The sequence below is a fragment of the Candidatus Gracilibacteria bacterium genome (assembly GCA_041658685.1).
Classification (GTDB): domain Bacteria; phylum Patescibacteriota; class Gracilibacteria; order UBA1369; family UBA12473; genus JBAZZS01.
In genome coordinates, this window is record JBAZZS010000002.1 from 116,046 (window position 1) to 131,319 (window position 15,274).

Below are 15,274 nucleotides of genomic sequence, written 5' to 3' on the forward strand. Positions count from 1 at the left end.
AAGCTCATCCTAACGTGAAATCTTCTATTTTAGAAGGTATGTTTGATGAAAAGACGTTTCCTCCTGAACAGTTTGATGCAGTGACTTTTTTTCAAACATTGGATCATGTCCCGGATCCCAATATTTTTTTGCAAAATTGTTTTAAAGTTTTAAAAAAGGGCGGATTTATTTTTGCGATCAATCACAATATTCAATCTTTCCCAGCGCGCTTGCTTAAAGAACGATGTCCGATCATTGATATTGGGCATGCCTACCTTTATGATTTACATACGATGCGTTTAATTTTTCAAAAAAATGGTTTTTCAGTGCTTGATGTTTTTAGAGCAAAAAATACGGTCAGTTTAAATTATTTTCTTCAACTTTTACCTCTTCCTTTCTTTTTTAAATCGTTCCTGCAAACATGTTCTCGTTGGCTGAATCTCGACGCTCTAACTTTTCCTATTTATCTCGGGAATCTTGGAATCATTGCTCGAAAACCCTCTTCTTATGAAGAATGAAAAACTCTCAATTCGAGCTTGTGCCATTCGAAAACATATTCTTCGAATGGTTTCTTCTGGGCAAAGTTCTCATGTGGGCACTGCCCTTTCTTGTGCGGACATTTTGACGGTTTTGTATTTTTCGATCTTAAATATTGACCCTAAAAACCCTGCAGACCCTGACCGTGATCGATTTATTTTAAGCAAAGGTCATGGGTGCACCGCTCAATATGCTACACTCGCTGAACGAGGATTTTTTAATCCTAAGATCCTAGAAACGTATTACCAAAATGGTGGTTTGTTGGGTCATGCCACCTGCAAAATGGTCCCAGGCATGGAAGTCAGCACCGGATCTTTGGGTCATGGATTGGGCCTAGGAGTGGGAATGGCTTATGCGGCCCACCTCGATGCAAAAAAATATCGTGTTTTTGTGGTGATGGGAGATGGAGAATGCAATGAAGGCAGTGTATGGGAAGCCGCCTTGGCTGCCCCTCAATGGGGCTTGGATAACTTAGTGGCAATAATTGACTACAATCAACTCCAGGGCTGTGGAAAGACCCAAGAAATCCTTAATCTTGAACCCTTTAAAGCCAAATGGGAATCTTTCCGTTGGGCCGTCAAGGAAGTGGATGGGCATGATACGGATGCCTTGTTGAAGGTTTTTCAAAAACTCCCTTTTGAAATAGGGAAACCCAGTCTTGTTATTGCTCATACGACAAAGGGAAAGGGAATTTCTTTTATGGAAAATCGGGTGGAATGGCATTACAAATCCCCCAATTTCGAACAACAAACGCAAGCTCTTAAAGAATTATCTTCCTAATTATGCGTATTTTTTTTACCGAAGAGCTCTTAAAACAGGCCAAACAGAACTCGAATATCATCCTTTTGACCGCCGATCTTGGATTCTCGGTGTTTGAAGAATTTGCAGAGGCTTTACCTAATCAATATTTAAATACGGGATGTTCTGAGGCCAATACCGTGAGTATGGCCGCAGGCCTCGCTTTATCCGGGAAAAAGGTTTTTATTTACTCCATCGTCCCATTCATTACGATGCGATGTTTTGAACAGATTCGAGTGGATGTTTGCATGCACCAAGCGGATGTGACTCTCGTTGGAGTGGGAGGAGGGCTTGCGTATGGTCAACTGGGGCCCACCCATCATGCGATTGAGGATATTGCGATTCTACGTGCGCTTCCGAATATGAAAGTGGTCTGTCCCGGAGATCCAATGGAAAGTCGTTTGGCCACCCGGGCCTTAATTCAAGCCCGTGGACCTGCGTATCTTCGTCTCAATAAGAAAAATGATCCTCGTGTCCATCCCCATGAATTCCATTTTGAAATCGGTAAAGCCATCCTTCTTTGTGAAGGCAAAGACGTTACTTTAATCTCAACGGGGTCCATGCTCCCTCGGGCAATTGCGGTCGCCACTCTTTTAGAAGAAAAAAATATTAAAACGACGGTTCTTAGCATGCCCACGGTAAAGCCTCTCGATACGGGAGCGATTGATCGAGCGATCAAAACTACTTCTGCCATTTTTACACTGGAAGAACACAGCGTAATTGGAGGGTTGGGAGGAGCGGTTGCGGAATACCTCAGCGAATCGCCTATTCGGCCTCGGGTGTTTCATCGTTTCGGGATTCAAGATCGATTCACACGAGAGTGCGGAGATCCTTTATATTTGCATCGAATTCATGGACTCACTGCAGAACAAATCACCGATTCAATTGTGAAATTATATCATTAAAAGTTCTTAAATTTGAATGGCATAAGGGCTGTATTTTTACTGTTTTAAAGACAACAATAGATCATATTTTTCTTATTTTTTAATTGATCTCTCAATATTCCTTTAATATCCATAAATACACAGGCGTTTTTTGCGATTTTTTCAAGGGCTCCAACTTGTTTTAAAATTTCTTTGTGCGGTGAAGCCAGGATGATCCCGTCGTAAATTTTCTCTCCCTGAAGATTTTTTACGGCTTTTACTTTGAAATATTTTTCAATGTCCGAAGCCTTGATGATGGGATCGTATGCATGGACTTCAATCCCATATTTTTTTAAAGCCTGCGCCAAATCCGCCACTTTTGAATTTCGAATGTCCGCCACATTTTCTTTAAAAGTAACACCCAATATTAAAACTTTGCTTTTGGAAATGCATTGATCGCCATGCTTAGCCAAACTTTGGACCAGCCATTCTATGGCTTGTTCCGCCATCCCGTCATTCACGCGGCGCGCGGCGAGAATCACTTGAGGATGATAACCCAACTCTTGAGCTTTATAAGTCAAATAGTAGGGGTCTACTCCAATGCAATGCCCTCCCACCAAGCCGGGACGATAATGATGAAAATTCCATTTGGTTTCCGCGGCTTTTAAAACCTCTTGAGTCTCAATGCCCATGCGGTGAAAAATCATCGATAATTCATTGATCAAGCCGATGTTCAGGTCTCTCTGGATGTTTTCAATAACTTTTGCCGCTTCCGCCACTTTCATGCTGGGGGCTTCATAGATACCGGCCTTGATGATACTCCCGTAGGCTTGGCTTACTATTTTAAGAGTTTTTGCATCGCTTCCTGAAACGATTTTTATAATATTTTCAATGGTGTGCTCTTTATCTCCGGGGTTGATGCGTTCAGGAGAATAACCGAGTGTAAAATCTTTTCCGAATTTCAATCCGGATGTTTTTTCAATGATTGGCGCACAAAACTCCTCGGTCACTCCTGGATAAACCGTGGACTCAAAAACAACGATGGCTCCTTTTTTTAGATTGGCTCCAATGATTTTTGAGGCAGAATCCAAGGGGCTTAAATCCGGAATATTCGCCTCATCCACCGGAGTGGGGATTGCAGCGATGATGATGTCTGCTTTTTTAATGATTGAGGGATGGTCACTGAATTCGATTTGAGTGGCCCCCATTTCTTCTTCGGAAATTTCTCCATTGGGATCAATTCCTTTTTTAAGAAACGCAATTTTCCCTTTATTTAAATCATATCCCAATGTTTTATAAGGGCTTCGGCCAAAAGCCACGGCTAAAGGAAGGCCCACATATCCCAAGCCGACGATGCAGATCGTTCTATTGTTTTTTTTCATGTCTTAGTTTTGAAATAATAAAAATAATAAAATTAAAAAATATCCCGATTAAAACAGGGATGCCAACAGCCATGATAATAAGCCTATCTCCCATACTTTCAAATAAAAATTTTCTTAAAATAGAAGCCGTGATCACGGTTAAGAACATGGAAATTAAGACAGAATAAATGATTCGGATAAAAAGATCTTTTCTGAAAAAGGGAATATTTTGTGTCCATATCCATCCGGGCAACAAAGTCATCAAAGGGATGACGATCAATCCGCGTAATACCGTTAAAATATCCATTTGTGTGAGTGCGCTCATCCCAAGCAATAATAAAAAAAATCCAATGGCACTGTATAAAATTTTCTTTTTTTGCTGTGGATTAATTTTCATTTTCTCCATAAAGAATTAAAATCATAAGAGATAAAAAGAACAAAGCGCATAAAACACCCAAGACTAAACTCGTCATTGAGCTGGTGAGCTCTTGAAATATAAAAAACATCATAAAACCAATCCCCAAAGCAACACTCATCAAGATTTTCAAATCCGATGTTGATTCCATCTTCTCTTCCAAGTGAAAAAGGCTTGAGAAATATTCTTTTTTTAAAACCAGGATACATCCCCCCAAGAAAGCACTTCCAATGCAAACGGCTTGTATAAAAGTGGGTTGCCCCCCTTCAAGGATAAATGCAAGAGTGACGGTTATGCTAAAACTCAACAACCAGTACCCTATATATTTTATTAAAAATGAATTCATGTTTATAAAAATTCAAGGGTTATATTTTTTAATTTCCACCAAAATTCCTTTTCCCCATTGTGAGAAGAGAGAGTCCATTGCAACATGGTATCCCCTCCGATGTCAAAAATTTTACTCAAAATCAAATCCCCTTCTTTTTCTTCTATTTCAATAGACTCTAAGACCGAATCTTCAATTAAAATATACTTCGTGGCCGAGGTAACATGATCGGTGACTTGATTTGAAAAAGGCGATCGCTCCCCTTCCAATGCCTCGGGCTCCGCCCCCTGAAGTTCATCGCTATCAAGAACCCAAAAAGGGCTATTTACGGTTATAGAATTGATCTCGTAAGCTACTGAAACGTTGGAATTAAAATAAGTCACTTCTCCAGGAATTCCTTCTATGACTACCTCGTAAAGGCCTGAGTTTAAATGATCCATTTTAAATGAAAAAGTTTGATTCTGAATTTGGTCATAAAATCCATAATTGATCTCTTCTTGTTCTTGGGTAATTAAATTGCCCGAGGAGTCAAAAAGAGTCATTTGTAAAAATTCCCCTCCTAAAGCGCTGTTGGGAAATTTTTTAATGTGGAGGTCCAGAGAAAAAGTTTCATCCATCACTTCGGTGTAAAATTTATATTTTTGATTCCCTGCGAGAGGGACATCCCATTGGGTTTGATTCCCGGAAGGAATTTCTTCCCCCTCTTCCAAAAAGGAAGTTTTTAAAGAGCTGTTTTGTTGAAGGGAAAAATCGGCAATCGTATTTTCTTCAAAAATATGATTTTTTATAAAAGTTTTAAAATCCGTGTCTTCTGCCGAAGCCGAGAATGTTTTACTGTTTGGGTATCGATAAATCGCCATCCCGTTTTTTTCGTCATGATAAATCAAACTCAATTCATTCAAGCGTGGAATATAAAAAAGGGCATTTTCTTTTTGTGAGGGGTTGCGGTTCAACAGCTGAAAATCTATTTCTTGGCCTGCGTTAAGCGTCATACTGACCTTTACCTGCTGAGTTGGAAAGCTCCCATTTCTGGAATCAAAGGTAATCAAAGCGTCGCTAAAACTTAAAATTTCAGCATCCTTACCCACGTAATAGGCTTGAAGAGCATTCCCGCCTCTATCGGTTAAAGTAATTTCTTGCGCTGTGTCCCATTTGGAAGCGGCCCAATAAAACAGAGTGTCGCTCGTAAAAGTGGCATAAAGTCTGGAAAACGCCCAAAGTACGATAAAAACAACAGGTAAGATTTTTAAGCTCCATAAAATGATTTTCCCAAAAGGTTCTTTGTATTCATTGAATATGTTTGGAATCGGTTTTGATAATAAAAGGCCAAAAAATCCAAGATAAAGCCCTACTAAAGGGATCCACTGCCCTTCTTTTAAGAAGAAAAAAAGATAAAGCCAAAGGATGCCGGACCCCACAAATAATCGTCCTGTCCATTTTGTTAATTCTTCTACATTGTGCTGTAAATATTGCCCTATTGTATTTTTTTGAAAAGGAGCGAGTAAATAAATCCGACCTCTCGCGACTAAAACAAGGCTACTCACCCAGTAAAGCCCAAAATAAATTTTAAAAAGGCTTACAGGAATTCCTTCAATTTTAAGAAAACAAAGAACTTCCATCATCAACCCAAAGCCTAAAAGAATCCAAACACAACTCCATGTGAATTTTTGTGGTTTTTCTTTAATAAAAATTTTTAAGAAAAAAATCACGAGCCCCAGGGAAAAAAGGGGGATCAGTCCTCCCAGAAAAGTCATCCCCTGTGTAAGCGTTATGAAGTCGAATTGTCCCTCCCGTGATGCCTTAGATCCTTGATTATTGATTCCGTTTATATAAATTCCTATTGCTTGACTGTTGCCCAAAGCCATAGTTCTTTCAGCGGATGGGACAAGAAAAAAATCTGGGCTTATAAATAAAATTTTCTGTAGATTTGCATCCTCCCCGAGACAGACCCATTGTTTTACCAAGGCATTTTCACTCTCTCCCGGATAATTATAAAAACTTTCGTTCGTGCAATTCCCAAATTGCGCAATTCCTTTTTCATCATTGATATAAGTGAAATGATCGGGATCTATTAGGGTGAAATTTTCTGGCTTTTCCAGCGTCGACGTGACTTCAAATGCAACATTAAATTCTTGGGCAATGGATTGATTTCCCAAAATGATAAAATTCAACTCTTTATCGATGGCGTTTTGCAAGAGGCCTTCCGACGTTTCGCCCCCGGTATCAAGGGCGGTGACGAGACAAAATGCATTTAAATCAAATTTTTTGTATTCTTTTTTAAGGGTTATATTTTCTTTATTTTCTCCTGTTGAAGGCGTTTGAGTCCATTTCCATTGATAGTTTTGATCGAAAAAAGGAGGTTTTAATATTAAGGTAAAATCATTCCCCTCATTTAGGGTTGCCAGAGGGGTTTCGATTTCATTGTCGTCCTCGGGGATCACGGCAATGACAATCGTTCGATTTTGCATGTCCCCCGCTCCTTCAAATTGAAGCTCAATTTGTTGTAGATCTTCTAGTAAGCCCAAGTCTCCCAAATTGAGTGAATACCATTGATTTTCTTGTACCTCTTTTAGGGTTTCCTCGGTGGATTCACCTAAAACACAAGGATACTCCACCACGTTGAATCCTTGGGCTTGAAAATAAGCCTCAATATTATTTCCTTCTTTTTCAACCCCTTGTGTTGTACAGGGAAAAACAATTAAAAGTCCGATCAACGAAATGATTGTCCCTAAAATCTTTTTCATTTGGCACAAAATGGATTAAAGTTTGTATAATAGATATTGTTTCTCACTTTTTCTATTCTATGACGAATACAGGTAAAATAAAATACTTTCTTGGCTTTTTCTTGGCGCTGGGACTTTTATGGAGTTTTTTGTTGCCCCCTTTCCAAGGCCCGGATGAAGCGTTCCATTTTTCCCAGATTAAACTATGGGAATTTTCCTTGTTGAATGGTTTCCAAGATTCTTCCGAGGCAACAACCCTCTGCTTGGAAGACCTTCATTTACTTTCCGGCCATTATCGTAGCAACGATGTTCGCGCCAACCCTTTAAGCTCTTTTGCGGCTCCGGTTGAACTCAGACATCATTCTCCTGATTATTTTTACGATCCAAGTTGTAAAATTTTTGCAAAGACTCCTCTTTATTATATTCTTAGCGTTCCCCTTGTCTTAATTCCCGGGTTCAATGTGGATGCTCAATTTTATGTGGTGCGTCTTTTTTCGCTTTTTTGCGTTGTTTTTTCTCTTTTTTGTATTTTCAAGATCGCCTCTTTACTTTTTAAACATTCTCCGCAAGCAACCTTACTCCCTGTTCTTATTGCCCTTACTCCAACATTTTTTATTGTAAATGTTTCCATTAGCTATGATTCCCTTATTAATTTATTATTTATTTTTTGTTTTTGGGTCTCCTTTTCTTTTATTTTAAGAGAGGGGCCTTTTTCGTCTCTCCGTCGATTCCTTGCCATCGCCATTCTTGTCAGCCTCGCTGGCTGCTTTATCAAAATCACAGGTGTTTTCTTGCCCATTTTTTTCGCCCTAGCCTTCCTTTTCTCCAAACGAGTTAAATTTCTTTATTCCTTTTTATTTTTACTGACTTTTTCTTCTTTAGCACTGGGAAAGCTTTTATCCATTTTAAGTCTCCCTTCATTGACCTATTTAAAATTGTTTTCCGATCCGTCGTATCTTTATACTTTTTTTATTGAACGTTGGGTTCTCCTTTTTAAAGGATTTTGGGGCGGCAGCGGCGCTGGCTGGATTGACGTTTATATCCCCCCTCTGTTTGTTTATTTTTTCGCCATTTTCACGTTCATTGGCCTTGGGATGAGTGTATGGAAGATTTTAAAATATAAACACGACGCTTTAATTCTTGTTTACTGTTTTCTAACGATTCTCTTCTTTGAATTAGGCTCTTTGATTTATAATGCTCTTTATGTCTCCGATCTTTTGCAATTCGGAGCCCTCCAGGGCCGTTATTATCTAGTCCTCCTTCTTCCTCTTTTTATTTTGATCTTGGAAGGATGGCGCTTTTTAATACCTTTTCGTCTTAATCGTTTCTTTTATGTTTCCGCGATTCTGATTTTTATGTTTATTCATTTTTTCTATCTGGGTAGCGTTTTTGTCCCCCGTTTCTATTTTTAATTTTTCGTATGCGTCGTATCTTTATTATTTTTATTTTCCTTGTCGTTATCGGTCCTTTTTTGGTTAGCGTTTATTTGAATTCCAATATTCTCCAAACCGAACGTTTAAACCTTCAACGCAACCCGGCTTTTTTCTCTGTAACGCCTTTTAATCCCCCTGTTATTATGTTCGAGGCAAAAAAAAATTTCTTGTCAGAAATTCATATTTTCATGCATTGCCCTGACCCCATTTTTCCTTCGAGGGATCATTATATATTTCTTGTTGAGAATAATAAAACCGGAGAAGAATATGCTTCTTTTGACTTGAGCCCCATTGATTTCTGGAATGACATCGCCACACTGAAATTCACCCCCATTCAAGACTCGCAAGGTCAAACGTTTACAATAACCATCCGGGCAGATACCTCCAATACTTCTATGATTCAAATGGCTATTCCAGCAACGGGTTCTTCGGAATTCATTTCCCAGCCTTATTACGAACAAGATACTTCTTTTTTTGAAGCCCTTTATATTGTCCTATGGGAACGACTTTTTTGGCGTATTTTACCTGTTTTCCCTCTGTTTTTCTTTCTTTGGGCCCTTATTCGGAAAATCATTTTACCCCCTTTTGATACCATTCAATCGTCCTCTTAAGCCCTTCCTTAAAGGGAACAATCGGTGTGTAACCAAATGTTTTTTTTGCTTTAGAAATATCAGCTAAAGAAAACGGCATATCTCCGGCGCGTGTTGGAGTGAATTTCTTTTTAATCTCCATTTTTGTGATTGCTTCAATGCTTTCCCAGACCGTCTTAAGGCTAACGGTCTCGTTACAAGCAATATTAAACATCTGTCCCGCCACTTTTTCATTCGGGGCATCCCCAGCCAATAGATTGGCATGCACCACATTATCAATATAAGTGAAATCTCGGCTTTGAGTACCGTCTCCGTGAATTTCCGCTTCCGTATGGTTCAATGCCGCGGCAATAAATTTAGGGATAACTGCTGCGTATTCCGAGGCGGGATCTTGTTTGGGGCCAAACACATTGAAATAACGCAAACTCACGGTTGTAAGTCCATAAATTTCATGAAAAATACGACAATATTCTTCCGCTGTATACTTACTTAAGGCATACGGGGAAAGGGGTTTTGCCGGAAGCGTTTCAACGCGAGCCTCTTGCCCTTCCTGTGCCCCGTAAGACGATGAAGAACTGGCATAAACTACTTTCTCAACGTCGCAATCTCGTGCCGCGACAAGGACATTCAATGTGCCTAAAATATTGGTTTGAGCGGAACCGATTGGATCTTTAATGGATCGAGGGATCGACCGCATGGCAGCTTCGTGAAAAATACATTTTACGTCTTGAAAAGTTTTTTTTAATAATTCTAAATTTTCAATGGATCCATTTACAATTTCGATATGATCTTTCATGTTTTTTAAGTTTTCACTGCTCCCTGTTGAAAAATCATCAACGACCACCACTATTTCCCCTCGTTTTACGAGTGCCTCCACGATGTTAGATCCTATAAATCCAGCCCCTCCGGTTACAATATATTTTTTCATATATTTTTTTATAAAATAAAATCGTTTCCTATCCCGACATAATCAATCCCTTCTCTTTTTACTTTTACTTTATCATAAAAATTCCTCGCATCAATCAGCACCGGATTTTTCATTTGTTTTTTCAATGTGTTTAAAGGAATTTTCTTAAAGGCGTCCCACTCGGTCAAGACCAACAAGGCATCCGCGCCCTTGAGGGCTTCTTCCGGAGTTCGCATATAAAAAATATTTTTTGAAGAAACTGTTTTTCTTAATTTTTCCATTCCCTTGGGGTCAAAAACGCGAACTTCGGCTCCCTCTTCCAACAGACGAGAAAGGATCTGAAGCCCGGGAGCCTCCCTCAAGTCATCGGTTTCGGGTTTAAACGTCACTCCCCAAATCGCGATTTTAAGACCTTTTAAAATCGGATAAACCCCTTTTATTTTTTGAATCAAACGTAAAGGTTGTGCGATATTGATCGCATCCACAGCTTTCAAGAGCTTAAATTCGTATTTCTTATTTTCCCCTTGCTGAATGAGGCTGCGCACATCCTTGGGCAGACAACTCCCTCCATATCCAATCCCGGCCTTTAAATAATTTTGGCCAATGCGAGGATCCCATTTCATCCCTTTTTCAACTTCTCGAATATCGGCTCCCGAGAGTTCGCAAAAATTGGCCATTTCATTGATAAAAGAAACTTTGGTGGCCAAAAAAGCGTTGGACGCGTACTTGATCATTTCCGCGGTGCGAAGATCTGTGAAAAGAATGGGATAACCTTTTTTTAAAATCGGCTCATATAATTTTTTCATTTTGAGGCGTGCACTCGACGCATTGACTCCCACTACAATTCGATACGGTTTTAAAAAATCTTCAATGGCCGTGCCTTCGCGTAAAAATTCCGGGTTATGAACAATGGAAAAAAGTTTGGAGGCGTTTAAGTTGCTGATCCCGCGTTTCTTTAATGTTTCCCGGATGAGCCCTTCCATGACCTCCGTGGTCCCGACCGGGACCGTTGATTTGTTCACAAAAAGAGTCTTCTTGGACACGAATTTACCGAATTCAAGCGCCACATCATAAATGGCGTTCAAATCAATTTGAGGGCCATTTAAATTTAAAATTTCCGGAGTCCCCACCGCATTGATAACCATCTCTCCAAATTCCATTCCTTTTTTAAAGTCGGTTTCAAAATGAAGTTTCCCTTTTTTTTGATTACGATTCACTAATTCTTTTAATTCGGGTTCGTAAATGGGGATTTCTCCTTTTTTTAAAATTTCTATTTTTTTAGTATCCTTATCTATACCCAAAACTTCATGACCTATTTCAGCCAAACAAGCGGCGGTCACAATCCCCACATATCCTGTCCCGATGACGGTGATTTTCATGCGGGCATTGTATCGCATGGAAGGATTCGGATACAAATAAAAAGCCGTATACGCAAAAAGAGGACCCCCCTTTCGGGGAGCCCTCTTTAGGGTGAAGATCACTTTAATGTGTCTTCCTCGTAATTGATCAATCTACTACTCAGCAGATCTCAAAGTTGTGGTCGGTAACGTCTCGAGCTTGTAAGCATTGGTCCAGTCCGTAGTTAACGTTGTATGACTGGCAGCTGAGCGATCAGACCAAACAACCTTCCCTGTGATACTGGCAGCAGCGACGTTTGCTTCGTAAGCCGTATCTTGTTTGAGAGATACACTCAAGCTTGAAGTATCCGTGCTGTCCGTATAGGTGATCGGGGCTTGAACCACATAGTATGCGGTTTGGCCTTCAGCGATCACTTCTTCAGCGGTGAAAGTGATGGCCACGGCATTGGTAGCCCATGTCCCACTTCCGAGCGAAGAACCAATCAAACCGGAAGAATCGTATTCCGTGATGGTCCAACCATTCGTAACTCCGAGTTGGCCCGCGGCGGTCCCTGTATTCAAGAGATTCGCGCTGGCATCGAAGTTAAGTTTATAAAGAGCAACTGCTCCGCCGGTAGCGGTGACACTGAAGCAGTAAACTTTATCCGAGGTTGTCCCACTCAAAGATCCGGAACATTGAGCTGTGCTGGAATGATAGGCAAAGGTCGGCAACGCTTGGTAAAGCGCGATTTCATTTGCATCCACATCCGCAGCCATTCCAAGTCCGCTTGAAGAGGCGTCCGTGATGGTGGTTTGAGAACCAGCTCCAATGGCTTTGAAGCCCGGAGTGCTGGAGTCAAAATCAAAATCCATTTCGAGTTGAGATCCGGAAGAAAATGCTCCTGTAGAACTGAGTTCATTTGTGACAACGTAGACTTCTACATTGATGGCATTTTCATCGGTGTTGCTGGATTTTGGAACGGCGATGTTGAGCCCTGTAAATGAGGCGACTCCGTCGAGCAAAGTCACTTCAGAACTTCCACTCAAAGTATCTGAATCGGTAAGTGATTCCGGGTACTTCAAGATGACAGTGGAAATGGCATCGCTGTCTTCATAGGTATTATCAGCACCTGAATCGTTCTTGAATTTCATTTCCGTTACAGTGAAAGCTTCGTTGTTAGCATAGATCTTATAACGAGCCACCAAGAGAGGATCCGTGTTTGAATCATTCCCTGCAATGGCCGCGTCGTCTAAGACCGGGCTGAGTGAAGAAGCAACTGTGACCGTTCCCACATTTTGAACGGTTATCACTGTATTGGGGGACGTGCCTCCATTCTTAGCATCTCCTGTTGCGGTCACCGTATGACCATCTTCGTCTTCACAAGAGATATCGGCGGATACGTCAGTAAGGTCTAAAGCAATGGTTTCGACCGTGCTGTTGTAATACGCGCTGGAGCTGATATCGATGACCGGAACCAATCTTGCGGTGGTTCCTTTGGCAATGAGCCAATCAAGACTTGAGAACGTGACTGTTCCGGAAGAATTGAATACACCCGATGTGGTGGTGATTAAAGTCCCATTTCCATCATAAAGTGTAATGGATTCAACGACCTCATCGATGCTAACGCTGTTGCTGGTTGCGCCATAAGCATAAGAGATTCCGGTTCCATCTTCATCCACATACCCTGTAAGTTTGATGCTGGAAACCGTGATGTCACTGGCGGATCCCGCTGTTAAAGCGAATCCAACAGCTTCGACATCATCGTTCCCCTTCACTACGGTTTGATCGCCCGGAGCGGAAGAGAGAGAAACGGCAAGGCTGGGAGATTTAACAGACATGGTATTTCCGGTCAATGCGGATGACGGAACGATGTCGGTGACATAGTCTCCAGTATCCACATCTCGAATTCCTTCGCTGGTACTGACAGCACTCATTGTGACGTAGACTGTCTGTCCGGCTAAAGCGGAATTGTTTGCAATATCCAATTTAACAGCAAGATTACGGATTTCTCCGGCATCGATGCTGAAAGTATCGGTGTAATTGAAAGTTTGAGCCGTATCACTGCCGGTGATGGAAACATCTTGAGTGGATCCTACGATCGTTCCCGTATCCATATCCACGATCTTGATGTCCGTGAAGTTGGCGGTGGCGGCATCCTCGATAAGACCTGTGTCTCTGGCGACTTCAGCGGTCGAAGCCGTCAATGTGAAGGTCAATTTTCGAACTTCAACATCCGCCTGTGCGGCCATTGAAAATTCAAACATGGACACATCTTTTTCATTGACTCCAACATCGCTGGCGGTTGGGCCATTGAAGGAAACGGTCACTTGACCCCCTTCAACGGTGGTACAAGAAGCATCTTCCCAAGTTACAGTCGTACAGAGGGTGGACGAAGCTCCATCTGTATTTCCATCGTAGCTGGTGGAAGTAACTCCGGAACCAAATCCGTAGACTTCTCCGATGGCAACGACATCCGCATTCTCATCGAGGTCGACAAGAATGGTATCTGCAGCATCGGCGGAACCGATATCGGCTTTCACAGTGAAAGTTTCGGTGTCTCCGCTTGCAATCTCAATCGGAGTGTCCAAAACAAACACCATAAGATCACTGCTGTTCAAGCTTTCAGTTGATGCAACTTCATCACTTCCATTATAGAGGACGAAATTTCCAATGAGTGAGCCTGAAATGCCTCCTCGAACACGAAGAGAAATTTGGTTGAGCCAAGTGTCTTCCGTGGCGGCGGTGATTTGGAATTTAGCAATTTCAGCGCCTTGTTCTCCAACGGTGACATTGGAAAGACTTCCATATTTTGCAATAGTGACTGTTCCCGCATCTTGTCCGGCGATAGAGAATTCTTCGCTGGAAAGAGGGAAATCTCCTTCTGTCGCAACTCCATTATGCGTGACCGCATCGGCGCTTTCGACTTGGAAGTAATCACTGTTGGCAGAATGCCCATCGGCATAGTCCACCACCAAAGTTAAAGTAACTGTTTCCCCTGCCGCAACATCCACATCCAAGCTGGAGAATGTGACTGTATTGGTTGAAGTGCTGATCGTGCGACCTGTGGTCAAGCGATCCGCTCCGTCGTAGAGGTAAAGACTTGTAAAATCCGCAGCAGAACCGACACCCTTACGAGCGACAACAAGGTCGGTCACTGTGATGTCTTCATCGCTACCCGTAAAGTCCACATTCATGATTTCAACATGAGTGGCTTGTTGGGGAACGGAAGTTCCTGTGATTTCATCTCCAAGGGCAACCGTTAAGGTTCCGGTGGAAGTTACGACCGGGTCAACAACCGGGTCGACAACTGGGTCGACGACTGGGTCAACGACTGGGTCGACAACCGGGTCGACAGCGACCGGGTTCTTGGCCTTATAAAGCATAACGGACACTTCGCAACGAGAAACATTTTGGCTTGGGAGATAAGTCCCGTCTCCTTGACCGACAACCACACTATTTTCATAGAGAGTCTCGATGTAAGGAGCATACCAAGCGTCAACGTCGGCCACATCGGAGAATACATCTCCTGTGGGGGTGACCAATTCAAACCCGGCGGCTAAAGCAACCATTTTGGCAGCTTCGGCGCGATTGACGTAAGCGCTCGGGCGAACGGTTCCGGTGAGATCCCCATTGGCATCCGTGTCTCCGGTCATGACCCCGTTTTGGGCCAATACATTAATATATACTGCATACCAAGCACCGGCCACGACGTCGGAGAATCCCGCGTCATAATCGGTACTGTCGCCTAAGCCGAAAGCTTCAGCAACCATTTTGGCAAAATCGGCGCGTTGAGAGCTCTCGTTGCAGCGAAACGTATCCGCCACATCGACAACCCCATCCGCAACGAGCTGTTCAACAGCCGCGTATGCCCAATGGTCTTCTGAAACATCGGAAAAAGTTGCAGCCTGAGCAACCGCACTGAAGCCAAAAGAGGCAATCAACGCAGCCAAACTCACGCTTGCAATAAGCTTGCGTAGCTTTTCCATGTTAAAAGAGGTTAAAAAA

The 15,274-nt window shown here is 42.0% G+C and carries 11 protein-coding genes; 4 read left to right on the top strand and 7 right to left on the bottom strand.

The annotated features are described in order from the left end of the window. Positions 1–486: 486 nt before the first annotated feature. A complete protein-coding gene (locus WC882_02990; protein MFA5842615.1) occupies positions 487–1,296 on the top strand; it encodes a transketolase in 810 nt (269 codons plus the stop codon). Positions 1,297–1,298: 2 nt separating this feature from the next. Next, positions 1,299–2,219, top strand: coding sequence for a transketolase C-terminal domain-containing protein (locus tag WC882_02995; GenBank protein ID MFA5842616.1), 921 nt, complete (start codon positions 1,299–1,301; stop codon positions 2,217–2,219). Positions 2,220–2,263: 44 nt separating this feature from the next. Here the strand turns inward: WC882_02995 and WC882_03000 are convergent, their stop codons facing one another. From WC882_03000 to WC882_03015, 4 genes are read right to left on the bottom strand one after another with little or no spacing between them, the layout of a single operon-like run. Next, positions 2,264–3,559, bottom strand: coding sequence for a nucleotide sugar dehydrogenase (locus WC882_03000; GenBank protein ID MFA5842617.1), 1,296 nt, complete (start codon positions 3,557–3,559; stop codon positions 2,264–2,266). After that, positions 3,543–3,935, bottom strand: a complete 393-nt coding sequence (locus tag WC882_03005; protein MFA5842618.1) for a hypothetical protein — start codon at positions 3,933–3,935, stop codon at positions 3,543–3,545. Before WC882_03005 ends, WC882_03000 begins: the two co-directional genes overlap by 17 nt. Beyond that, positions 3,925–4,299 (bottom strand): hypothetical protein, encoded by a 375-nt coding sequence (locus tag WC882_03010; GenBank protein ID MFA5842619.1) that lies wholly within the window; start codon positions 4,297–4,299, stop codon positions 3,925–3,927. Before WC882_03010 ends, WC882_03005 begins: the two co-directional genes overlap by 11 nt. Positions 4,300–4,301: 2 nt before the next feature. After that, positions 4,302–7,022: a hypothetical protein gene (locus WC882_03015; protein MFA5842620.1), complete on the bottom strand. Its 2,721-nt coding sequence runs from the start codon at positions 7,020–7,022 to the stop codon at positions 4,302–4,304. 59 nt (positions 7,023–7,081) lie between these two features. Between WC882_03015 and WC882_03020 the strand changes: the two genes are divergently transcribed. Both WC882_03020 and WC882_03025 read left to right on the top strand, forming a co-directional pair. Then, on the top strand, positions 7,082–8,413 hold the full coding sequence (locus WC882_03020) for a DUF2142 domain-containing protein (protein MFA5842621.1): 1,332 nt from the start codon (positions 7,082–7,084) through the stop codon (positions 8,411–8,413). Positions 8,414–8,421: 8 nt separating this feature from the next. Next, positions 8,422–9,045, top strand: coding sequence for a hypothetical protein (locus tag WC882_03025; GenBank protein MFA5842622.1), 624 nt, complete (start codon positions 8,422–8,424; stop codon positions 9,043–9,045). Here WC882_03025 and WC882_03030 read toward each other — a convergent pair. From WC882_03030 to WC882_03040, 3 genes are all read right to left on the bottom strand, one after another. Next, positions 8,993–9,952: an NAD-dependent epimerase/dehydratase family protein gene (locus WC882_03030; GenBank protein MFA5842623.1), complete on the bottom strand. Its 960-nt coding sequence runs from the start codon at positions 9,950–9,952 to the stop codon at positions 8,993–8,995. The genes WC882_03025 and WC882_03030 overlap by 53 nt on opposite strands. A gap of 8 nt (positions 9,953–9,960) precedes the next feature. Then, positions 9,961–11,328, bottom strand: a complete 1,368-nt coding sequence (locus tag WC882_03035) for a UDP-glucose/GDP-mannose dehydrogenase family protein (GenBank protein MFA5842624.1) — start codon at positions 11,326–11,328, stop codon at positions 9,961–9,963. 117 nt (positions 11,329–11,445) lie between these two features. Next, positions 11,446–15,255: an S-layer homology domain-containing protein gene (locus WC882_03040; protein ID MFA5842625.1), complete on the bottom strand. Its 3,810-nt coding sequence runs from the start codon at positions 15,253–15,255 to the stop codon at positions 11,446–11,448. Positions 15,256–15,274 lie beyond the last annotated feature (19 nt).